At 64.0% G+C, this 22,518-nt stretch carries 20 protein-coding genes and 1 riboswitch; of the genes, 7 read left to right on the top strand and 13 right to left on the bottom strand.

Annotation, left to right across the window (positions count from 1 at the left end):
• Window positions 1–42 precede the first annotated feature (42 nt).
• The 4 genes from mdtD to rplM all read right to left on the bottom strand — a co-directional run bounded on the left by mdtD (window position 43) and on the right by rplM (window position 2,982).
• Complete coding sequence (gene mdtD, locus BMW28_RS06710) at window positions 43–1,479, bottom strand: multidrug transporter subunit MdtD (protein ID WP_091815719.1); 1,437 nt, start codon at window positions 1,477–1,479, stop codon at window positions 43–45.
• A gap of 107 nt (window positions 1,480–1,586) precedes the next feature.
• The gene (erpA, locus tag BMW28_RS06705; protein ID WP_091815716.1) at window positions 1,587–1,967 is read right to left on the bottom strand and encodes an iron-sulfur cluster insertion protein ErpA; all 381 of its coding nucleotides are present in this window, start codon (window positions 1,965–1,967) and stop codon (window positions 1,587–1,589) included.
• A gap of 181 nt (window positions 1,968–2,148) precedes the next feature.
• A complete protein-coding gene (gene rpsI / locus BMW28_RS06700) occupies window positions 2,149–2,541 on the bottom strand; it encodes a 30S ribosomal protein S9 (RefSeq protein WP_091815713.1) in 393 nt (130 codons plus the stop codon).
• A 12-nt stretch (window positions 2,542–2,553) separates the two neighbouring features.
• Window positions 2,554–2,982: a 50S ribosomal protein L13 gene (rplM, locus tag BMW28_RS06695; RefSeq protein WP_091815712.1), complete on the bottom strand. Its 429-nt coding sequence runs from the start codon at window positions 2,980–2,982 to the stop codon at window positions 2,554–2,556.
• Window positions 2,983–3,251: 269 nt separating this feature from the next.
• On the opposite strand from rplM, the gene BMW28_RS06690 reads away from it, so the two are divergent.
• Both BMW28_RS06690 and BMW28_RS06685 read left to right on the top strand, forming a co-directional pair.
• Window positions 3,252–4,145 carry a 23S rRNA (adenine(2030)-N(6))-methyltransferase RlmJ gene (locus BMW28_RS06690; protein ID WP_091816167.1) on the top strand — a complete coding sequence of 298 codons (894 nt, stop codon included), beginning with the start codon at window positions 3,252–3,254 and terminating at the stop codon, window positions 4,143–4,145.
• 332 nt (window positions 4,146–4,477) lie between these two features.
• Window positions 4,478–5,926, top strand: a complete 1,449-nt coding sequence (locus BMW28_RS06685) for a tryptophanase (RefSeq protein WP_091815709.1) — start codon at window positions 4,478–4,480, stop codon at window positions 5,924–5,926.
• A 219-nt stretch (window positions 5,927–6,145) separates the two neighbouring features.
• Here the strand turns inward: BMW28_RS06685 and BMW28_RS06680 are convergent, their stop codons facing one another.
• A complete protein-coding gene (locus BMW28_RS06680) occupies window positions 6,146–7,291 on the bottom strand; it encodes an anhydro-N-acetylmuramic acid kinase (protein ID WP_091815707.1) in 1,146 nt (381 codons plus the stop codon).
• 31 nt (window positions 7,292–7,322) lie between these two features.
• The gene (locus BMW28_RS06675) at window positions 7,323–8,726 is read right to left on the bottom strand and encodes a M23 family metallopeptidase (protein ID WP_159430728.1); all 1,404 of its coding nucleotides are present in this window, start codon (window positions 8,724–8,726) and stop codon (window positions 7,323–7,325) included.
• 412 nt (window positions 8,727–9,138) lie between these two features.
• Between BMW28_RS06675 and tyrS the strand changes: the two genes are divergently transcribed.
• Both tyrS and BMW28_RS06665 read left to right on the top strand, forming a co-directional pair.
• Entirely contained in the window at window positions 9,139–10,392 is a 1,254-nt protein-coding gene (gene tyrS, locus BMW28_RS06670; RefSeq protein ID WP_091815702.1) for a tyrosine--tRNA ligase, read from the top strand.
• An 82-nt stretch (window positions 10,393–10,474) separates the two neighbouring features.
• Window positions 10,475–11,401: a DUF808 domain-containing protein gene (locus BMW28_RS06665; protein ID WP_091815699.1), complete on the top strand. Its 927-nt coding sequence runs from the start codon at window positions 10,475–10,477 to the stop codon at window positions 11,399–11,401.
• Between the two features lie 165 nt (window positions 11,402–11,566).
• On the opposite strand, the gene metF is transcribed toward BMW28_RS06665, so the two are convergent.
• From metF to ruvB, 6 genes are all read right to left on the bottom strand, one after another.
• Window positions 11,567–12,421: a methylenetetrahydrofolate reductase [NAD(P)H] gene (metF, locus tag BMW28_RS06660; protein ID WP_091815696.1), complete on the bottom strand. Its 855-nt coding sequence runs from the start codon at window positions 12,419–12,421 to the stop codon at window positions 11,567–11,569.
• A 31-nt stretch (window positions 12,422–12,452) separates the two neighbouring features.
• Complete coding sequence (locus BMW28_RS06655; RefSeq protein WP_091815693.1) at window positions 12,453–13,202, bottom strand: TlyA family RNA methyltransferase; 750 nt, start codon at window positions 13,200–13,202, stop codon at window positions 12,453–12,455.
• Window positions 13,202–13,474: a Pathogenicity locus gene (locus tag BMW28_RS06650; protein ID WP_091815691.1), complete on the bottom strand. Its 273-nt coding sequence runs from the start codon at window positions 13,472–13,474 to the stop codon at window positions 13,202–13,204. The genes BMW28_RS06655 and BMW28_RS06650 overlap by 1 nt, the downstream gene beginning before the upstream one ends.
• Before the next feature lie 38 nt (window positions 13,475–13,512).
• Entirely contained in the window at window positions 13,513–14,934 is a 1,422-nt protein-coding gene (gene ahcY / locus BMW28_RS06645) for an adenosylhomocysteinase (RefSeq protein WP_407640943.1), read from the bottom strand.
• Between the two features lie 86 nt (window positions 14,935–15,020).
• A riboswitch (S-adenosyl-L-homocysteine riboswitch) is annotated at window positions 15,021–15,098 on the bottom strand.
• A gap of 33 nt (window positions 15,099–15,131) precedes the next feature.
• Window positions 15,132–15,821, bottom strand: a complete 690-nt coding sequence (locus BMW28_RS06640; protein ID WP_091815686.1) for a DUF5661 family protein — start codon at window positions 15,819–15,821, stop codon at window positions 15,132–15,134.
• Between the two features lie 261 nt (window positions 15,822–16,082).
• The gene (gene ruvB, locus BMW28_RS06635; RefSeq protein WP_091815685.1) at window positions 16,083–17,165 is read right to left on the bottom strand and encodes a Holliday junction branch migration DNA helicase RuvB; all 1,083 of its coding nucleotides are present in this window, start codon (window positions 17,163–17,165) and stop codon (window positions 16,083–16,085) included.
• Between the two features lie 147 nt (window positions 17,166–17,312).
• Here ruvB and BMW28_RS06630 point away from each other — a divergent pair, with 147 nt between their 5' ends.
• Window positions 17,313–19,079, top strand: coding sequence for a phospholipid carrier-dependent glycosyltransferase (locus BMW28_RS06630; protein WP_159430727.1), 1,767 nt, complete (start codon window positions 17,313–17,315; stop codon window positions 19,077–19,079).
• Between the two features lie 340 nt (window positions 19,080–19,419).
• Window positions 19,420–20,829, top strand: a complete 1,410-nt coding sequence (locus tag BMW28_RS06625) for a GntP family permease (RefSeq protein ID WP_091816166.1) — start codon at window positions 19,420–19,422, stop codon at window positions 20,827–20,829.
• A gap of 102 nt (window positions 20,830–20,931) precedes the next feature.
• Here the strand turns inward: BMW28_RS06625 and ruvA are convergent, their stop codons facing one another.
• Window positions 20,932–21,513 (bottom strand): Holliday junction branch migration protein RuvA, encoded by a 582-nt coding sequence (gene ruvA, locus BMW28_RS06620; RefSeq protein ID WP_091815679.1) that lies wholly within the window; start codon window positions 21,511–21,513, stop codon window positions 20,932–20,934.
• A 48-nt stretch (window positions 21,514–21,561) separates the two neighbouring features.
• Here ruvA and BMW28_RS06615 point away from each other — a divergent pair, with 48 nt between their 5' ends.
• Window positions 21,562–22,518, top strand: a complete 957-nt coding sequence (locus BMW28_RS06615; RefSeq protein ID WP_091815676.1) for a PhoH family protein — start codon at window positions 21,562–21,564, stop codon at window positions 22,516–22,518.

Here is a 22,518-nt window from a genome sequence, read left to right as displayed (position 1 = left end):
GGACATTCCGTAAGACAGTCGGGCAGGCTGGAGGGTGGGGTTTCAGTCAAAGCCGGGATCCTGCTCCAGCCGCCGCACCCAGACCGAGTGGGGAGACAGCTGCCAGAACACCCAGGCTGACGCCAGCGTCATGCCGCCCATGCAAATGAAAGTGTAGCGGAAGGCTTGCTGCATGCGCGCCGGATCGGCTTCTGCCTGCAGGGTTTCGGCGAAACCGCCAAGAACGGCCGCAGCCAGTGCCACGCCCAGACTCATGGCCAGCATCTGCACCATCGAGAGCAGGCTGTTGCCGCTGCTGGCCTGCGCGGTGTCGAGGTCGCGCAGCGTGAGCGTGTTCATGGCCGTGAACTGCAGCGAGTTGCAGGAGCCGAACAGGTAGAACTGCAGCACCAGCAGCCAGACCGGTTCCGTGCCGCTGATGAGGGCAAAACTGGCGATCATGCCGCCCACGCAGGCGGTGTTGATGACCAGCACCCGGCGGTAGCCATAGCGCGTGATCGACCAGGTGGCGAAACGCTTGATCAGCATGCCTGCGAGCGCCATCGGCAGCATCATCATGCCGGCCTGCGCCGGCGAATAGCCCAGGCTGAGCTGCAGCATCAGCGGAATCAGGAAGGGAACAGCACTGCTGCCCAAGCGCGAGATCAGGTTGCCGGTCAGCCCGATGCTGAGCGCCGGCACCCGGAACAGGCTGGGTGGAAACAGCGGATGCGCCTGACGGCCGGCACGCAGCCAGTAGGCCGCCAGGCAGGCCAGCCCCGTCACCAGCACCACCAGCGAGGTCGCGCCATGCAGGCCCAGCGCAGAGAGCCCGTCCACCGACAGCAGCACCAGGGCCATGCCCAGCGCCAGCAGGCCGTAGCCGGGCACATCCAGGCGATTGCGCTCCACGCCCCGGAAATCCGGCAGGTAGCGCCGGGCCGCGATCCAGCCCAGCGCGCCAACCGGCACGTTGACCAGAAACACCCAGTGCCAGGAGGCGATTTCCACCAGCCAGCCACCCAGTGTGGGGCCCAGCAGCGGCCCGACCAGCCCCGGGATGGCGACAAAGCTCATGGCACCCAGGAAGCGCTCCCGCGGATAGGCACGCAACACGGTCAACCGCCCTACCGGCATCAGCAAGGCCCCGCCCGCACCCTGCAGCACGCGCGCGGCCACCAGCTGGTTGAGGGTGACAGCCAGCCCGCAGGCCAGCGAGCCGGCCACAAACACCAGAATGGCGCCGAGAAACATGCGGCGCGTGCCGAAGCGGTCTGCCAGCCAGCCGGACAGCGGAATCAGCAGCGCCATGGTGAGCGAATAGGCCACCAGCACCGACTGCATGCGCAGCGGACTCTCGTTCAGCCCCTCGGCCATGGCAGGCAGGGCCGTGTTGACGATGGTGGCATCCAGCGTCTGCATGAAGAAGCCGACCGCCACCAGCCACAGCAGGCGCTTGAGCTGGCGTTCGTCGGTCTGATTGAGGACCGGGGCGATCATGCAGCAGGCCGCAAAACGCCGACAACCGCCACGAAGGCGGTTGCAGACAGGAGGGAAAAGGATTCACGCCGACAGCCCGCATCGGCGCGTTGCAGGCGCATGCCGCCTTACATCGAGAAGCTGGAGCCGCAGCCGCAGGTGGTTTCTGCGTTGGGGTTGCGGATCACGAACTGGGCGCCCTGCAGGTCTTCCTTGTAATCGATCTCGGCGCCGACCAGGTACTGGTAGCTCATGGCGTCGATCAGCAGGGAAACCCCGTTCTTGGTCATCACGGTGTCATCGTCGTTGGTGATCTCGTCGAAAGTGAAGCCGTACTGGAAACCCGAGCAGCCGCCGCCCTGCACGAACACGCGCAGTTTCAGGTCGGGGTTGCCTTCCTCGGCGATCAGGTCGGCCACCTTGGCGGCAGCGCTGTCGGTAAAGAGGATGGGATCGTCAGAGACGGGAGCTGCGTTCTCGGCAGCGGTGGATTCGGCAACAGTGGTCATGTCTTGCACTTCTTGAACAGTCAGTCTGGCAGCAATAGTACAGCAAATTAGTCAACCATTTGCATCACACCCCTATTGCCTTCGCGGAATGTAGGGTTTTGGCACCAGCCATGGCTGGAAGCTGCATAAAAAAACCGCACACGGCAAGCCGGTGCGGTTTTTCTGCGGCAGCAGAAAGCGATTAACGCTTGCTGAACTGCTTGGCGCGACGGGCGCCGCGCAGACCGATCTTCTTGCGTTCCACTTCGCGGGCGTCACGCGTGACGAAGCCAGCCTTGCTCAGCTCGGGCTTGAGCGCTGCATCGTAGTCGATCAGGGCACGGGTGATACCGTGGCGGATGGCACCAGCCTGGCCGGATTCGCCGCCGCCGTGCACGTTGACTTGCACGTCGAAGGATTCCAGGTTCTCAGTCAGGGCCAGCGGCTGCTTGGCGATCATGATGGAGGTCTGGCGGCCGAAGAACTCTTGGATGTCCTTGCCGTTGACCGTGATCTTGCCGGAGCCTTTTTTCAGAAACACGCGGGCGACGCTGGATTTGCGACGGCCGGTGCCATTGTTCCAATCACCAATCATTGTGATGCTCCTTTAGACTTCCAGCACTTTGGGTTGTTGGGCAGTGTGCGGATGCTCTGCACCGCCGTACACCTTCAGCTTCTTGATCATGGCGTAGCCCAGAGGACCCTTGGGCAGCATGCCCTTGACGGCCTTCTCGAGCGCGCGGCCGGGATGCTTGGCCTGCAGATCGCGGAAGTTGGTGGCATAGATGCCGCCGGGGAAGCCGGAGTGGCGATAGTACATCTTGTCCAGGGACTTGGTACCGGTCACTTTCAGCTTGGAAGCGTTGATCACGACGATGTAGTCGCCGGTATCCACGTGGGGGGTGTAAATGGCTTTGTGTTTGCCGCGCAGACGGAGGGCAACTTCGCTGGCTACCCGGCCGAGCACCTTGTCGGTGGCGTCAATCACAAACCACTCATGTTGCACCTCAGCGGGTTTTGCGCTGAATGTTTTCATGGGTCTTTTCCTTTGGAAATGTGGTTTGGCTGGCTATTTCGCTAGCCTTGCCGCGCAACCATTGCACGACGTGGGCGTCCGGCCTATTCCACGGTCGGTGTTCTTCTGGTGAGAACCTCTTAGGTGGGGGTACTGCTCTTGCCGCGGGCCAAAGACGCAGGCAAGCCGATGATTATACGAAGAATCCGGCCCATGCCACAAGTATTTGATGACTGCCCCGCCCTTGCTGTGCCCGCCGGCCCACAAAGCCCTGTACGATGGCGGGCATCATGTTCAGCTACCGCCACGCCTTCCATGCAGGCAACCACGCCGATGTGCTCAAGCATATGACGCTGGTTGCGATCCTGCGCTACCTCACCTCCGCCAAGGACACGCCCCTGCTGCTGGCCGATACCCATGCCGGCACCGGGCTGTACCGTCTGGACAGTGGAGACGCGCAGACCAGTGGCGAAGCCAGTGAAGGCGTGCTGCCGCTGTGGCAGCAGTATGGCCCCGGCGCGCCGGATGAAGCCAGGGCACCGGAAGCCCTCGCCGCCTATCTGCAGCTGCTCGCCGGCTTCAACGGTGGCGAAGCACTGCGCAAGTATCCCGGCTCGCCCTTCATCACCGCCACGCTGATGCGCGCGCAGGATCAGCTGCGCCTGTTCGAGCTGCACCCGACCGACAGCCGCTTGCTCGACAACAACGTGGCCGAGCTGGGCCGCCCCGACGCCATCCAGGTGGTGCGCAACAACGGCTTTGCCGGTCTCAAGGGCCTGCTGCCGCCGTCGAGCCGCCGCGGCCTGGTGCTGATCGACCCGAGCTATGAGCTCAAGACCGACTACGGGCAAGTGACGGCCACGGTGCAGGATGCCTTGCAGCGCTTTGCCACCGGCTGCTATGTGGTGTGGTATCCGGTGATTCCGCGCCCCGAGGCACACGACCTGCCGCGCAAGCTCAAGGCCATGGCACAGCAGGCCGGCAAGAGCTGGCTGCATGCCACGCTGGCCATCGGCCGTGCCGGCGACGATGGCGCCCGCGACGGCCTGCGCGCCAGCGGCATGTTCATCATCAACCCGCCCTTCGTGCTCAAGGAACAGCTGGAACAGGCACTGCCGGTGGTGCACCGTCTGCTCAAGCGCGGAAGCGGCGCCAGCTGGGCCGTCGAGGCCAGCAAGGCCTGAGGGCTCCCCGCTCCTAACGCGGGCAAGCCGCCCCTCGTCGTTCCCTTGAGCCTGCCGCCACCATCTGAGGGGCGGCATAGACGGAACGCTTGCACCACGCCGCAATGACCGGTGTCGTTTGGCACGCCCGCTATTTCTGCCCGACTCTTAATCTGGATCAGGCAAGGCGCTTACCTGCGCCCGTTTGCATTTCACCAAATTGCATAATGTAGGGTGGCATCAGTCGGACTTCATTCCTACAGCCCTGCCGAACCTAAAGAACCCGATCCCCGCTGCGGTGTGTTTCCGCGGCTTCGGGTTTCTACTTTCAAAAAATCGGAGGTTTCCCATCCATGGCACACGTTAAATTCTTCAGCGGCGAACAGGTTCCGCTTGAAATGCACAAGGTTCGCATTGTGCAGAAACTCAATCTCGTTCCGGTGGAGCAGCGCCTCGAGGCGATCACCGAAGCAGGCAACAACACCTTCCTGCTGCAGAACAAGGATGTCTTCATGGACATGCTGACCGACAGCGGCGTGAACGCCATGAGCGACCAGCAACAGGCCGCCATGATGATTGCCGATGACAGCTACGCCGGCAGCGCCACCTACACGCGCCTGGAGCGCAAGCTGAACGAGATCTTCGGCATGGATTACTTCCTGCCCACGCACCAGGGCCGTGCCTGCGAGAACATCCTCGCGCAGACACTGGTAACGCAAGGTTCGGTGGTACCGATGAACTATCACTTCACCACCACCAAGGCGCACATCACGCTCAATGGCGGCATGGTGGAGGAGATCATTTCCGACAAGGGTCTGGAAGTGGTCAGCGCCCACCCGTTCAAGGGCGACATGGACGTCGCCAAGCTGGAAGCCATCGTCGCCAAGCATGGCGCCGACAAGATTGCCTTCGTGCGCATGGAAGCCGGCACTAACCTGATCGGCGGCCAGCCCATCTCGCTGCAGAACCTGACCGACATCCGCCGCGTGTGCGACGCGCACAATCTGCTGCTGGTGCTGGACGCCAGCCTGCTGGCCGACAACCTGTACTTCCTCAAGCAGCGCGAGGAAAGCTGCAAGGCCCTGTCCATCCGCGAGATCACGCGCAAGATGGCCGACCTGTGCGACGTCATCTACTTCTCCGCGCGCAAGCTGGGCTGCGCGCGTGGCGGCGGCATCTGCATCCGCAGCAAGGCGCTGTACGAGAAGATGCGCGGCCTGGTGCCGCTGTATGAGGGCTTCCTGACCTACGGCGGCATGTCGGTGCGCGAGATGGAAGCGCTGACCGTGGGCCTGGACGAAACCATGGACGAGGACATGATCAGCCAGGGCCCGCAGTTCATCGCCTACATGGTGGACGAGCTGCAGAAGCACGGCGTGCCGGTCATCACCCCCGCCGGCGGCTTGGGTTGCCACATCGACGTGATGCGTTTCCTCGACCACATTCCGCAGTCGCAGTACCCGGCCGGTGCGATTGCCTCGGCGCTGTACATCGTGAGCGGCGTGCGCGGCATGGAGCGCGGCACCCTGTCCGAGCAGCGTGATCCGGACGGCACCGAGCCCATGGCCAACATGGAATTGCTGCGCCTGGCCATGCCGCGCCGCGTGTTCACCCTGTCGCAGGTGAAGTATGTGGTGGATCGTCTGGTGTGGCTGTACCAGAACCGCTCGCTGATTGGTGGCCTGCAGTTCACCGAGGAGCCGGCCATCCTGCGCTTCTTCTACGGCCGTCTGGCGCCGGTGTCCGACTGGCAGCAGAATCTGGTGGCCAAGTTCCGCGCGGATTTCGGCGACAGCCTGTAAGCGACCCTTCGCTGCTGGCGCTCACGGTTTGTACGGGGCGCCAGTATGCGACCACACTTCAGCAAGGCCGGGTGATCTCCGCGTTCACCGGCCGTCTGTTGCTGCGTCCTCAGGCACGGAAGTTCGCGTTCCGGAGCAGGCTTAGAAGCGCACGATCGGGAGAGTGCTTGGAAGCAAGCGCTCCGGAGCGGGCTTGGATGTGCGCCTTCCGGTTCCGAATCAGGCCAGATACAGGCAGCCCAGCACACGCGGGCCTCTTGCGCCCGTCACAGCCGTCATGTCGATCGGCTCGCGCAGCCAGGTCTTGCTGGCCAGCCAGGCAAAGGCAGTGGCCTCCACGGCCTGCGGATCGATGCCATGCGCCTGGGTCGACTCCACCGTCACGCCCGGCAAGGCCTCAGCCAGTTGGCGCATGATTTCCCCGTTGCGCACCCCTCCTCCACAGACCAGCAGGCGCGTGGCTGCGGGAGCGTGGGCGCGCGCATGGTGGGCAGCCGCCTGCACCGTATAGGCAGTGAGCGTGGCCTGCACATCGACCGCAGCGATGCCGGGCTGCAAGGCCAGTTGCTGCTGCAACCACTCGGCATTGAACAGGTCGCGCCCGGTGCTCTTGGGCGGTGCCTGCCGGATATAGGGCTCGGCCATCAGCTGCTGCAACAGTGCCTCATGCACCTGCCCTTGCGCAGCCCAGCGGCCATCGGCATCGTAGGGTTGACCGGTGTGCTGCTGGCACCAGCCGTCCAGCAAGGCATTGGCGGGGCCGCAATCGAAACCGAACGGCGTCTTGCCGGGCGCGAGAATGCTGAGGTTGGCAATGCCACCCAGATTCAGCACCACCAGCGTCTCGCCGGCGTCATTCCACACGGCCTGATGAAACACCGGCACCAGCGGCGCGCCCTGCCCGCCTGCCGCCACATCGCGGCTGCGGAAGTCGCAGGCCACGGCAATGCCGGTCAGCTCCGCCAGCAGCGCGCCGTTGATGAGTTGCGTGGTGTAGCCGGTGCCATCGAACAGGCCCGGGCGGTGGCGCACGGTCTGGCCGTGCGCGCCGATGACGGCCACGGCCTCAGGCGCTACGGCAGCCTCTGCGCAGAGCTGCTGCACGCATTGCGCATACACGCGCATCAGCGCATTGGCCGCCAGGGCGCCACGGTGCAGCTCATTGTCGCCGGGGGTATTGAGCGCCAGCAATTCGTCGCGCAAAGCTGCGGGCAGATCGACGCTGGCAAAGCCGCGCTGGCGCAAAGACAAAGCCCCGCCAGATGCGGGGCTGATGTCGACCAGAACGCCATCGACACCATCCATGGAGGTGCCAGACATGAGGCCGATGCAGGTCAGGGGCGAGGCAGAGGCAGGCGCAGTCATGCGCGCATCATACGCCAGCCCCTGTGGTGGCTCAGCGGGCGCTGGCCAGCTGGATGGCTTGTGCCTGTTCCCAGTTGCGCTGGGCCAGGGCCACGGCCTGGTTGAACGCCGGGCGCTGCGAGGCCGTCAGCGTTTCGGCACGCTTTTCGGCCAGCACCACTTCGGGGTTCTCCGGCACGTCGTTGTTGCGCGTTTCGAAGTGCAGGTGCGGGCCGGTGGACCAGCCGGTGTTGCCGGACTTGGCAATCAGGCTGCCCTGCGCCACTTTCTGGCCGACACGCACGTGAATCTGGTTCAGATGCGCATACAGCGTGGACTGCTTGTTGGCGTGCTCGACGATGACCACATTGCCGTAGCCCGTCTGCACACCGGCAAAACTCACTGTGCCGTCCGCCACCGTCACGACGGGAGTGCCGATGGCTGCGCGGTAGTCCACACCGGTATGCGGACGCCCCTCGCCAAACACGGGGTGGATGCGGTAGGGAGAAAAGCCGCTGGTAATGATGGCACCGCTGGGAATCGGCGAGGGCAGGTAGGCCAGATCCAGGCTCTTGCCTTCGGGCGTGTAGTACTTGCCGGACTGGCCGCGGCCACCGTCAAACAGGACAGCGCTGTGCGTGCTGCCCTGCACCAGCACCCTGGCATTCAGCACGCGGCCAAAGCCCAGCACCTGCCCATCCACAGCTACGCTCTCGTAGGCCACGGTCAGGTTGTCGCCCTTGCGTGCATCCTGTTCGATATTGGCGACCGGATCAAAGATGTCCAGCACCTGGGTGGCAACTGCGGAGGGTACGCCGGCAGCACCGGTCGCCTGGAAATACTTGCCAGTGAGCGGGATGCTGGCCAGCTCGGCGCGCACTTCGGTGGCGCCGGACTTGTTCTTGAAACGGAAGCCATCGCCCTCGCGGCTCACGGTCAGTTCCTGATAGCGGCGCGTCTGGCCCGGCTCGACCCAGCGCACACGCAGGGACTGCAGGCGCTGGTCAGGCAACACTTCGGCCTGGACCTGGCGCAGATTCTGGCCCAGCACTTCGCCGCGCACGGCATCGGTCGCACGCAGATAGCTTTCTGCCGCCGCGTCGCTGACGCCCAGACGGGTCAGCAGGCTGGCTGCCGTGTCGTTCTCGCGGGTTTCGGTATTGCGGTAGAGGACAAAGTCGTGCGCACGCAGATCGGCTTCCTGCTTGCTCAGGGCCGTGGCGGGCTGCACCACTTCAAGCACCTGGCGGATTACCACATCGTCCTGCTGGTTCGGCGTGACCACGGCAAAGGCGCCACCGGCGCCTGCCAGCATCAGGCTGGCGAGCACGCCCAGGCCGATGCGCGGGTGCTGGCGCGTCCATGCGCGCGCCTCGCGTGCGGCAGCGCGCAGCGTACCGGTCACACCGGTTTCGCTGTCTCGCTCCACTTCGCTTGTCTGTTCGGTTTCAATCATCAATTTCTTACCACGGAAGGCCGCTGTGGCTTCGGCCACAGATTTGCGCAGCATCCCCGACAGGCAACCGGCAGTCGCCATGCAGTCATGGGCCGGTCTGGCCACGCAAAGGTTTCTCGGCATATGCAGCCGGCACGATCGCCTGGAACCTGCATGCACTTCGACGGCACTCCGCGACACCTGGGTGTCATTGCGGGAAGATCAAGCTTCCTGCCGCCCTACTTCGACGCTCTTGGCTAAAATGAGCGCCACTTCCTGTTACTGTCGTCTTCCTCCCTACACCTTTGTAGGAGCAGGATGACATCTGGGTGAGGAGTATGACAGTCTTTCTCTGTCAGCTACCTGAATTACCCGCAACCCTTTTCGCCAATTGCAAGCGCATGTTACGCTGCAAGCGCCCCGGAAAAACACAATGAAAACGTTAAATAATACAGAAATCAACCAGTTGAACCCAAGTCCGGATGTGCTACATGCGTTGAATGTTACAAAACGCGGTTGCGAGGAACTGTTGCCCGAGAACGACTGGCTGCGCAAACTGATCAAGTCCGAACAGAGCGGCCAGCCGCTGCGCATCAAGCTGGGGCTGGACCCGACGGCGCCCGACATCCACATCGGCCACACCGTGGTGCTGAACAAGATGCGCCAACTGCAGGATCTGGGCCACACGGTGATTTTCCTGATCGGCGACTTCACCAGCCTGATTGGCGATCCCTCCGGCCGCAACAGCACGCGCCCGCCGCTGACGGCCGAGCAGATCAAGTACAACGCCGAGACCTACTACCAGCAGGCCAGCAAGGTGCTGGATCCGAGCAAGACCGAGATCCGCTACAACAGCGAGTGGAATGACCAGCTCGGCGCACGCGGCATGATCCAGCTGGCGGCCAAGTACACGGTGGCGCGCATGATGGAGCGCAACGACTTCCACGAGCGCTTCCATGCCGGCAACTCGATCAGCATCCACGAGTTCCTGTACCCGCTGATGCAGGGCTACGACTCGGTAGCGCTCAAGTCCGACATCGAGCTGGGCGGTACCGACCAGAAGTTCAACCTGCTGATGGGCCGCCACCTGCAGGAAGAGTACGGCCAGGAGCCGCAGTGCATTCTGACCATGCCGCTGCTGGAGGGTCTGGACGGCGTGGACAAGATGTCCAAGTCCAAGAACAACTATATCGGCATCACCGAAGACGCGAACACCATGTTTGCCAAGGTGCTGTCGATCAGCGATACGCTGATGTGGCGCTGGTTCACGCTGCTGTCCTTCCGCTCCGAGGAAGAAATCCGCATGCTGCGCTCGCAAGTGGAAGGCGGACGCAATCCGAAGGAAGTGAAGGTGGCGCTGGCCAAGGAGATCACTGCGCGCTTCCACAGCGCGGCTGCGGCCGACGCGGCGGAGCAGGATTTCATCAACCGCTCGCGCGGCGGCATTCCCGACGAGATCGACGAACGCAGCCTGCCGCTGGGCGAAGGCGGCGCGCCGGTGGGCATTGGTGCCCTGCTGAAGCAGGCGGGTTTGACGGCATCGTCCGGTGAAGCCAACCGCCTGATCGATGGCGGCGGCGTGCGCGTGGATGGCAGCGTGGTGAGCGACAAGGGCCTGAAGCTGGCCGCCGGCACCTATGTGCTGCAGGTGGGCAAGCGCAAGTTTGCGCGCGTGACGCTGGGCTGAACTGGCGTTCTTTTCCGACACGGTTTTTCGTGCGCAAGCCCTAGAATCAGCGCAGATTTTCCACTTTCCCTGAAAGACTTCCATGGCCTCCAGCCTGTTCCTGCTGCTTGACGATATTGCGACCCTGCTCGATGACGTTTCGGTCATGACCAAGGTTGCGGCCAAGAAAACCGCCGGTGTGCTCGGTGACGACCTGGCGCTGAATGCGCAGCAGGTGTCCGGCGTGAAGGCGGATCGCGAATTGCCGGTGGTGTGGGCGGTGGCCAAGGGCTCGTTCGTGAACAAGCTGATCCTGGTGCCGCTGGCGCTGCTGATCAGCGCCTTCCTGCCCTGGCTGATCAAGCCGCTGCTGATGGTGGGTGGCGCCTTCCTCTGCTATGAAGGTGTGGAAAAGCTGGCGCACAAGTTCCTGCACAGCAAGTCCGAAGAGGAAGCGCATCATGCCGAGATGGTGGAAGCGGTTGCCAACCCGGCCGTGGATCTGGTGGCCTACGAAAAGGACAAGATCAAGGGTGCAATCCGGACCGACTTCATCCTGTCCGCCGAAATCATCGTGATCAGCCTCGGTACGGTGGCCGCTGCCGCGCTGCCGCAGCGCATTGCCGTGCTGTCTGCCATTGCCATCGTGATGACGGTTGGCGTGTACGGTCTGGTGGCCGGCATCGTCAAGCTGGATGACGTCGGCCTGTGGCTGAGCCAGAAGACCGGTGCCACCGCCCGCGCCTTCGGCCGTTTCCTGCTGTGGGGAACGCCCTGGCTGATGCGTGCGCTGTCGGTGCTGGGCACGCTGGCCATGTTCCTGGTCGGTGGCGGCATCATCGCGCATGGCATCGCGCCGCTGGCGCACTGGCTGCACGAGATCGAACTGAGCTGGAGCGGGCTGTTCAGCTCGGTAACCGCCATGCTGGTCAACCTGGGCATTGGCCTGCTAGTGGGCGCCGTGGTGCTGGCGGTGGTGACGCTGATCCAGCGCATGCGCAAGCCGGCGGATGGAGGGCTGCGCGCCTGATGCTGTGAGCCACGCGACTCTGCCCTGCTGCGATCAGCCCTTTACGGCACAGTACGAGGCAAGCGTGATGCGCGACATGCACTGAATCCCTGCCACAAGGGTGGCCACCAAATGACAAGGCCCCGATTCGCGAGAGTCGGGGCCTTGCTATTTTCCGTGTCAGGTTCAAGCGACTGCGGGCTCTGCCACGTTCAGGCCCAGGCGCTCGCACAGGGCCAGCGTCGGGGCGGCCTGGTTCATGGTGTAGAAGTGCAGTGCCGGGGCACCGCCTTCCACCAGGCGTTCGCACAGGTCTGCCACCACTTCGTGACCGAAGGCCTTGATGCTGTCTACGTCATCGCCGTAGGACTGCAGGCGCAGACGGATCCAGCGCGGGATCTCGGCGCCGCAGGCGTCGGAGAAGCGGATCAGCTGACTGCTGCTGGTGATGGGCATGATGCCAGGCACGATGGGAGCGCTCACGCCCAGCGTGGCGGCATCGTCCACCAGACGGAAGTAGGCGTCCGCATTGAAGAAATACTGCGTGATCACGCCGTTGGCGCCGGCATCGACCTTGGCCTTGAGCGCGCGCAGGTCGGCCTCGGGGCTGCGGGCCTGCGGGTGCACTTCGGGGTAGGCAGCGACTTCGATATGGAAGTAGTCACCGGTTTCCACGCGGATGAAGCTGACCAGATCGCTGGCGTGCATGAACTCGCCGCCCAGGCCGTGGCCGCTGGGCAGATCGCCGCGCAGGGCGACCAGGCGCTTCACGCCCATCTGGCGCAGCGTTTCCAGTTGCTCGCGCACACTGGCCTGGGTAGCGCCCACGCAGGAGAAGTGGCTGGCGGCCTCCATGCCTTCCTGCAGGATTTCCTGCACGGTGTCGAAGGTACCCTTCTGGGTGGAACCGCCGGCACCGTAGGTGACCGAGCAGAACTCGGGCTTGCAGGCATAGAGTTTCTGGCGCACCGTGCGCAGTTTCTCTGCGCCTTCGGGTGTCTTGGGGGGGAAGAATTCAAAGCTGATGGATGGCGCGGTCATGGCGTCAGTCCCTTTACAAAAAATGGGTTGTTCATCCGGCCTTGCGGCCGTGGATAAAGAATTCGCGGTTGCCATCGCCGCCGGCAATCGGGCTGTCGAGCCAGTGCAGCACCTCGACCTGCTGGTCGGCGCAGCATTGGCGCAGGCGCTGCTCCACCTCGGCGTACAGCGCCGGATCGCGCACGATGCCGCCCTTGCCCATTTGGGCTGGCTGCAGTTCGAACTGCGGCTTGACCAGCATCAGCAACTGCCCGCCCGGCTTGAGCCAGGCCAGCACGGCAGGCAGCACCAGGGTCTGCGAGATGAACGACAAGTCACCGACCAGCAGGTCGAAGGCTTCCTTGAGGACAGCGGCCAGCGCTTCGGGATCCCGCGCATTCACCTTCTCGTGTGCCGTCACGCGCGCATCGGCACGCAGCTGCGGATGCAGCTGGCCCTGGCCAACATCCAGCCCCGTCACCTGCGCAGCACCGTGCTGCAGCAGGCAATCGGTGAAGCCGCCGGTGGACTGCCCCACATCGAGGCAGCGCAGGCCGGTCACATCCAGTCCCACTAGCTCGAGCGCGCCTTCCAGCTTGAGGCCGCCACGCGAGACGTAGCGTGCCTCGGCTTCGTCCTGCAGTTGCAGCTCGGCGTTCGGCGGCAGCTCGTCCCCATTCTTGCGCACCGGCTGCCAGGCAGCACCTTGCAGACGCCACTGCACCCCGGCGGCAATCAGGCGCTGCGCCTGGCTGCGGCTGCTGGCCAGCTGGCGTTCCACCAGCAACTGGTCGGCGCGCATCAGGCCTGCCCCTCTTCATGCTGCAGGTTGGCCAGGTCGATCGCCGAACCGATGGCGCGGATCGCATGCGGGTTGTTTTTCCAGCATGAAGAGCGCATCAGGTCCGCAATCTCGGCCACGATCTCCACCGGGTCAGCCCCAACCAGCGCCGCCAGCGGCGCATGGCCGGTCTGTTCCAGACGCAGCAGCACAGCCGGCCCCACCCCTTTCAGGGCGAGCAGGCGTTCGCGCTCGGCATCGGGGAACACGGAAGGACCCAGGGCTGGAGACATGGCGGCTTCAGACAGTCAAGACAGTGATGGCTGCACCATCAATAACGGTAGGTGTCCGGCTTGTACGGACCCTGCTTGGGCACGCCGATGTAGGCGGCCTGCTCGTCCGTCAGCTCGGTCAGCTTCACGCCCAGCTTGCGCAGCTGCAGGCGGGCCACCTTCTCGTCCAGATGCTTGGGCAGCACGTAGACTTTGCCCACGTCGTAGCCTTCGGGATGGCAGAACAGTTCCATCTGGGCGATGGTCTGGTTGGCAAAGGAGGAGGACATCACGTAGCTGGGGTGGCCGGTAGCACAGCCCAGGTTCACCAGACGGCCCTTGGCCAGCAGGATGATGCGCTTGCCGTCCGGAAAGATCACGTGATCGACCTGCGGCTTGATCTCTTCCCACTGGCACTTCTCTTCCAGTGCGGCGACCTGGATCTCGTTGTCAAAGTGGCCGATGTTGCAGACGATGGCCTGGTCCTTCATGGCGGCCATGTGCTCGTAGCGGATCACGTCCTTGTTGCCGGTGGTGGTGACGAAGATGTCGGCCAGCGGCGCGGCCTCTTCCATGGTCACCACGCGGTAGCCTTCCATGGCGGCCTGCAGGGCACAGATCGGATCGATTTCGGTCACCCAGACCTGGGCACTCAGGGCGCGCAGGGCCTGGGCACTGCCCTTGCCCACGTCACCGTAGCCGCAGACCACGGCCACCTTGCCGGCCACCATCACGTCGGTGGCGCGCTTGATGCCATCCACCAGCGATTCGCGGCAGCCGTACAGGTTGTCGAACTTGCTCTTGGTGACGCTGTCGTTGACGTTGATGGCACGGAACATCAGCGTGCCCTTGACGCTCATTTCCTTCAGGCGGTGCACGCCGGTGGTGGTTTCCTCGGTCACGCCCAGGATCTCGGCGCTCTTGCGGCTGTACCAGGTGCCGTCTTCGGCCAGCTTGGCCTTGATGGCGGCAAACAGGATGCGCTCTTCCTCGCTGCCGGGGTTGGCCAGCACGGACGGATCAGTTTCGGCCTGCTTGCCCAGATGCATCAGCAGCGTGGCATCGCCGCCGTCATCCAGGATCATGTTGGGGCCTTCGCCGGCGCTGCCCTTGGGGCCGAAGTCGAAGATGCGGTGGGTGTAGTCCCAGTAGTCTTCCAGCGATTCGCCCTTGATGGCGAATACCGGTGTGCCACCGGCGGCAATCGCGGCAGCAGCGTGGTCCTGCGTGGAGAAAATGTTGCAGGAGGCCCAGCGCACCTGGGCGCCCAGTGCCTGCAGGGTCTCGATCAGCACGGCGGTCTGGATCGTCATGTGCAGGCTGCCGGTGATGCGCGCGCCCTTGAGCGGCTGCGCAGCGGCGTATTCCTCGCGGATGGCCATCAGGCCGGGCATTTCGGTTTCGGCAATGGCGATCTCCTTGCGGCCCCAGGCGGCGAGGGAGATGTCGGTAATGGCGCTGTCGGCAGGCGCCTGGGTCATATGCTTGGCGTTCATCGGTTTTGCTCCAAGGAAGGATCTGTAAAAACCGGTGACGGGACAAAAAAAAGCTCACCGCACCGGAAATTGTGGGGTGAGCGTCGTTGCAATGGTGCCCAAGCCTGACGCCATGCCTTGCGCATGGCGGTGCAACGCTCCTTGGGAATGGACGGGATTATACGGGAGACAGGGCGCGTGCCTCAAGCCCTCGCGATGGCGAGCTTCTCGGCCATGCGTGCCTGCAGATGTTCGCGGGCATGGCCCAGCTCCTCCATCTTGTCGAAAATCTCGGTGGGCTTGGCCTTTTCCAGCTGCAGGTTGAACAGTTCGCCTTCGCTTTCCATCACCCAGAGACGCGCATAGTAGAGACGATCTTCAGCCAGATGCGCCAGCACCACCATGCCGGTGAGCAGCGGATGGTTGTTGCTCACGTTGGCGCCACGCGTGCGGCCATGTTCCAGTTCCACCGCCAGCGCATACTGGAACTCCCAGCCGTGGCCCAGCGTTTTCTTCTTCTGGAAGCGGCCGGGAGCAGGAAGAAAATCGTTGAGCACATCAAGCTGCGGCTCCCTGCCTTCGCGCGGCAGCAGCCACTCCTTCTGGATCGCCACCTTGAGGGCATGCAGCACCAGCGCGCTTTCCTTGGCAGGCACCACGTTGGGACCGAGCTTGTCAGGCGGTGCGATCTGATCCAGCGTCAGTCTGGCCCAGTTGCGGTCGGCGTCAAAACCCAAAGCCTGGCAGAAGGCCCCCACATCGGAACGGCTCAGAAAATCGAGGTCGATTTCCTTGCCGTCGTTGAACGCGGCCATCTGCTGGAACACGTACTGCATCAGGCCGTCGGTCCTGGCGCGTTTTTCGATGGCTTCCTTGTAGCTGCGGTATTTCATCTGGTCTCTCCCTGTTGGCAATCCATTATGGAAAGCCCGGGCGCGACCAGCTGTAGGAGGAGAACGGAAGTCGCAAGCCCGCTGTTCGCGCCCTCCAGAATATGGACGTTGCGTCAGGGACTCCCGGTGGGTCAATCAGAACGATCGCGCCCTTCAGCTGCGAGTGGCCGTGGCAAGCTTTTCGTAAAGGAAAAAAAACGGCGATCGCGAGCTGCCCCCGCATGTGCGGGTTGCAGACTTGGCACAGCGATCGCGGCGCTCTCAGCCCGCCTCACCCGCAGGAAACAACCCCTCTGCGGCCTGCGGCGCCGCCACCCCCAGATGCCGGTACGCCGCCATGGTGGCAATGCGCCCGCGCGGCGTGCGCTGCAGAAAGCCCTGCTGGATCAGATAAGGCTCGATCACGTCCTCGATGGTGTCGCGTTCCTCGCCGATGCTGGCGGCGATGTTGTCCAGCCCCACCGGGCCGCCATCGAAACGGTGCACCACGGCTTCGAGCAGCTTGCGGTCCATCACGTCGAAGCCCTGCGGATCGACATCCAGCATGGAAAGCGCGCGCTGCGCCATGTCCAGCGTGATGCGGCCGTCGCCCTTCACATCGGCATAGTCGCGCACGCGGCGCAGCAGGCGGTTGGCGATACGCGGCGTGCCGCGGCTACGGCGGGCGATCTCGAAGGCACCCTCCGGATCGGCCGGCGCACCCAACAGGCCGGCACTGCGACGCACGATGCTGGCCAGCTCCTCGGGCGTATAGAACTCGAGCCGCGACACGATGCCGAAGCGGTCGCGCAGCGGATTGGTGAGCATGCCGGCGCGCGTGGTGGCGCCCACCAGCGTGAAGGGCTGCAGATCCAGCTTGATGCTACGAGCCGCCGGACCTTCGCCGATCATGATGTCGATCTGGTAATCCTCCAGCGCGGGGTAGAGGATTTCCTCGACCACGGGCGTCAGGCGGTGGATCTCGTCGATGAACAGCACGTCGTTCGGCTCAAGGTTGGTGAGCAGCGCGGCCAGATCCTTGGGCTTTTCCAGCACCGGGCCGCTGGTCTGGCGCAGGTTGACGCCCAGCTCGTGCGCGATGATGTGGCTGAGCGTGGTCTTGCCCAGGCCGGGCGGACCGAACAGCAGCACATGGTCGAGCGCCTCGCCACGCTTCTTTGCCGCGCCAATGAAGATTTCCAGCTGCTCGCGCACCTTCATCTGGCCCACATATTCGTCCAGCAGCTTGGGGCGCAAGGCACGCTCCAGCGCCTCCTCGTTGGGCGAGGCTGGCGCCGGCGACACCACGCGGCGCGCCGGCTCGGGCATGGGGGCTGCGGAGAGATTGTCAGTGTGGATGGCCATGGCAAATGTAATACAGCAAGCGCTTATTGTGCCCCAGCCCGGGTCTACGATGCAGTCTTAAGAAATCCCTCAGCCAGCCGCCCTTGCCTGCGCTTACCATGCGCCGATGGTCTCTGCATGGCGCGGAGGCTTTTCCGGTGCCCTTGCATGCAGTTCCTTTCCCCCGCTTTCTGGCGCCATTCGCTGGTCCGTCATCCTGTTCTGTGGCCAGCGCTGCTGCTCGCTGCCTGGCTGCTATGCACCGCCGCCTGGCGCCCGCTGGCCATGCCGGACGAAGGGCGTTACGCCAGCATCTCCCTGGAGATGGCCATCAGCGGCAACTGGGCCGTGCCGCTGCTCAATGGCCTGCCCTTCTTTCACAAGCCGCCGCTGTTCTACTGGATCAACGCCGCTGCGCTCAAGCTGTTCGGCGCCGATCCCTGGGTGGCGCGCATGGCCTCGATACTGGGCGCCTGGCTGATGGGCATGGGCATGTACCTCTTTCTGCTGCGGCATGCCGGTTTGCGCCAGGCCGGCTGGACCCTGGCCATGCTGGCCACCATGCCCTTTCTGTTCGGAGGCGCGCAGTATGCCAACCTGGACATGCTGGTTGCCGGGCTGATCAGCTGCACCATTCTTGCCGCCGCGCATGCCGTGCTGCAGGCGAAAGCCGGCCTGCCATGGAAGCCCTGGGTCCTGCTGGCCTATCTGCTTGCTGCGCTCGGCCTGCTCGCCAAAGGGCTGATCGGCATCGTGCTGCCGGGAGCTGTATTGTTTGTGTGGCTGGTCTGGCAACGCCACTGGATCGGACTGTGGCGCCTGCTGTCGCTGCCCGGCCTGCTTCTGCTGCTGGCCGTGGGCCTGCCCTGGTTCGTGCTGATGGATCAGCGCTATCCGGGCTTTCTGCACTACTTCTTCATCTACCAGCACTTTCAGCGTTTTGCCGAAACGGGCTTCAACAACCAGCATGGAGCCTGGTTCTATCCGGTGGTGCTGTTCGGACTGACGCTGCCCTGGTCGCTGTGGCTGATTCCGGGATTGCGGACTGCATGGCACCACTGGCAGTCGGCCGCCAACCGGAGCGCCTTGCTGGTTCCTGCCCGACCGCTGGGCGGGGCTGCCTCGTTGCAGCGCCTGGCCTGGGTCTGGCTGCTGGTGATCACGGTGTTCTTTTCGCTACCCCGTTCAAAGCTGGCAGGGTACATTCTGCCGGTGCTGCCGGCCTGGGCGATGCTGCTGACGGGATGGGCACTGGCCTGGGAGCGGTCGCGTCGCCAGCGGCAAACTTCGCAAATGCAGTCGCAGTCGCAGTCGCAGTCGCAGTCGCAGTCGCAGTCGCAGTCGCAGTCGCAGTCGCAGTCGCAGTCGCAGTCGCAGTCGCAGTCGCAGTCGCAACAGACATTATTGTCAAATCGACACCTGCCGACCTTCTTGCTCTCCGCTGCCTTGCTCTGCGTTGTCGGGATCGGAGCGGCTGCACGCTATCAGCCCGAATCCTCCCGCAGCGCCGTGCCCCTGCTGCAGCAACAGCTGCGGCCCTCCGACGAGATCATCATGCTGGATGAATACGAGTACGACCTGCCCTTCTACCTCGACACCGACCGCCCGATGTGGGTGGTCAGCGCATGGGACGACCCGGAGCTGCTCCGTCATGACAACTGGCGCAAGGAATTGCTGGAAGCCGGAGCCTTCGACATTCCCAGCAAGGCCACCCTGTTCATCCGCCCGCAGGAACTCGATGACCGGCTCTGCCACACATTGCAGCAACGCCGTGTCTGGATCTGGGGCGATACCAGCGAGGAGACCCTGCAGCGCCACGCCTTCCTGCGCGCGCTGCAGCCTGTCTGGCAACATCCGGAGCATCAGGGCGACGATGCCCTCTGGCTGCTGCAAGGGCCAGCGGCGATGGCTCGCCTTGGCTGCGCTCCCGGCTGATCTGTTTCAGGCATGGCGCTGCCGCCTGCCGCCTGCCGCCTGCCGCCTGCCGCCTGCCGCCTGCCGCCTGCCGCCTGCCGCCTGCCGCCTGCCGCCTGCCGCCTGCCGCCTGCCGCCAAGTTTGATCATGTTCTTTGACAGATTCCAATATTGAAATTTTCCCAATCGGGATTGATCATTATTTGAACAGCGCCTGATTCATAAAAACACCCGGCGTTCACCGCTAAGCTCGCCCCCTTGTCAAACGGCACGCGCCTTCACGCATCTGAAAGTGACGTGCCGGCATCGCCCTGCGCGCCTGCTTCTGCAGCGCGCCCTGCATTCCAAGGAGACACTCGCGGTGAGCACATTCGCCATCATTCTTTCCCTCGTCCTGCTGATCTTCTTCGCCTACCGCGGTATTTCGGTACTGATACTCGCGCCGCTCATGGCTGCACTGGCCGTGTTCCTGTCCGGGGATATCGGCTTCATGCTCCCGATCTACACCGACACCTTCATGGGAGCGCTCGGCCGGTACATCCTCAACTTCTTTCCGCTGTTTCTGCTGGGCGCCCTGTTCGGCCAGCTGATGGCCGACTCCGGTGCCGCCAACGCCATCGCACAATGGCTGATGCGCCGCCTCGGTGCCCGCCATGCCATTGCCACCGTGGTACTGGCCTGCGCCGTGCTCACCTATGGCGGCGTCTCGCTGTTCGTGGTCGCGTTCGCCATCTACCCGATCGCCAAATCCCTGTTCCGCGAGTCCGGCATCCCCAAGCGCCTGATCCCCGCCTCCATTGCACTGGGCTCCTTCACCTTCACCATGACGGCGCTGCCAGGCACGCCCGCCATCCAGAACGCCATTCCGATCCCCTTCTTCGGCACGCACACCTTTGCAGCTCCCGGCCTGGGCATCATCGCCGGCCTGATCATGCTTGGGCTTGGTCTGCTGTGGATCAACACCCGCGCCCGTGCCGCACGCCTGGCAGGTGAAGGCTACGGCGAAGACGATCCACGCCTGGAGCTGCAGGCCGCCGTCGAAGGCGTGGACCTGAACGAACTGGCCCGCTCCATTCCGCTGCCACTGGCCATGTTGCCGCTGGTGCTGGTGATCGGCATCAACGCTCTGCTCACCTTCGGCGTGTTCAAGGGCATGGATTTCAGCTTCATGGGCGAACGTTTTCCGAAGGTCGATGCCGGCAAACAAAGCGGCATGTGGGCCATCATCGTGGCGCTGCTGGTGTCTTCGCTGGTGCTGATCGTGACGCGCTGGTCGCACTGGTCCAATTTGAAACACAGCATCAACAAGGGCACGCTGGGGTCCATGCTGCCCATCTTCAACACGGCTTCCGAAGTGGGGTACGGTGCCGTCATCGCCAGCATGGCCGGCTTTGCGCTGATCCGTGATGCGGTGCTGAACGTCTCGCCCGGCAATCCGCTGATTTCCGAGGCCGTCGCAATGAACGTGCTGGCTGGCATCACCGGCTCCAGTTCGGGCGGCATGAGCATCGCGCTGCAGGCACTCGGCGCAGACTACCTGCGCATGGCGACCGAAGCCGGCATTTCACCGGAACTTCTGCACCGCGTGGCAACCATCGCCGCCGGAGGCTTCGACACCCTGCCGCACTCCGGCGCCGTCATCACCCTGCTCGCCATCTGCGGACTGACGCACAAGCAGGCCTATCTGAACATGGCGATGGTGACCGTGGGCATTCCGATGCTGGCGCTGGTTTCGGTGATCACGCTGGGCACCATGTTCGGGGCGTTCTGAGGACGCGATGGGCGCTTCGGCATGCTGCTTGCCGTGGCGCACCGCCACAGCGCAACCGTACGGCCATTGCCGAGCCATGCAGTTGCCGCCGTGACAACGCGCTCAGCGCGCCAGCGCCTTCAACGCCAACTTGATGCCCTCGCTCACGCCCACATCCGGCGGCAGCGCCTTCAGCGCCAGCTGCGCTTCCTTGTCGCTGTAACCCAGCGCCACCAGCGCCTGCAGGATGTCCAGCTGGGCTTCGTTCTGCAGCCCGCCGCTGCCGGCCACCACCGGCAGCTCTGCGCCCAGCTTGCCCTTCAGTTCCAGCAGTAGACGCTCTGCCGTCTTCTTGCCGATGCCCGGCACCTTCACCAGCCGCCCAGCCTCCTGCGCCGTCACCGCCTGCGCCAGATCGGCCACACTCAATCCGGACAGGATGGACAGCGCCGTACGCGCCCCCACGCCGCTGATCTTCAGCAACTGCCGGAAAGCATTACGTTCCTCGACACTGCCAAAACCAAACAGCAGTTGTGCATCCTCCCGCACGACAAAATGCGTGAGCAGACTCACCGTTTCCCCCACCGCCGGCAGGTTGTAGAAGGTGCTCATCGGCACATCCACTTCATAGCCGACGCCATGGCAATCCACCAGCACTTGCGGGGGCGATTTTTCGAGCAGGGTGCCGGTCAGCTTGCCGATCATGGGGTATCCTTGTTTGCAGTCACTTCAACAAGTCCTGATTATCGCCCCGTGATCCTGCGCCACTCCTTCATCCCCCTCAACAACAGCCGCCTGTCGCACCTGTGCGGTGCGCTGGACGAACACCTGCGCACCATCGAACAGGCCCTGGGGGTGAAAATCGCGCACCGCCACGAGCAGTTCAAGGTCGACGGCCCCAAGGCCAAGGCGAACCGCGCCATGGAAGTGCTGCAAGCGCTGTACGAGCAGGCTGCGCGACCCATCAGCGCCTCCACCGTGCAGCTGATGCTGGCCGGCGACGGCACCGAGCCCCTGCCCACCGAAGATGCACAGCTCGCCACCCGCCGCGCCGACCTGCGCGCGCGCACCTCCACCCAGGGCGTGTACCTGCAGGCGATTGCTGCCAACGACATCACCTTCGGCATCGGCCCCGCCGGCACTGGCAAGACCTACCTGGCTGTGGCCTGCGCCGTCGACGCGCTGGAACGCGGCGCCGTGCAACGCATCGTGCTGACCCGCCCTGCCGTCGAGGCCGGCGAACGCCTGGGCTTTCTGCCCGGCGACATGGTGCAGAAGGTCGACCCCTACCTGCGTCCGCTCTACGATGCTCTGTATGAACTGATGGGCTACGACAAGGTGCAGAAATCCTTCGAACGCAATGCGCTGGAAATTGCCCCACTGGCCTTCATGCGTGGCCGCAGCCTGAACAACGCCTTCATCATCCTGGACGAGGCGCAGAACACCACGCCCGAGCAGATGAAGATGTTCCTGACACGCATCGGTTTCGGCAGCAAGGCGGTGGTCACCGGCGACATCAGCCAGATCGACCTGCCCAAGGGCCAGACCAGCGGCCTGATCGAGGCCGAGCGCATCCTCAAGCGCGTGGAGGGCATTTCGCACGTGCGCTTCACCAGCGCCGATGTAGTGCGCCACCCGCTGGTGGCCCGCATTGTGGATGCCTACGACGCGGCCAGCTCCGCCACGCGCCGTGCGCGCGATGCCGCTTGA

This window comes from Allobrachymonas denitrificans DSM 15123 (assembly GCF_900110225.1).
Classification (GTDB): domain Bacteria; phylum Pseudomonadota; class Gammaproteobacteria; order Burkholderiales; family Burkholderiaceae_C; genus Brachymonas; species Brachymonas denitrificans.
The sequence above is the reverse complement of the archived record's forward strand: the minus strand, read 5'-3'. Positions and strand labels throughout refer to the sequence as shown.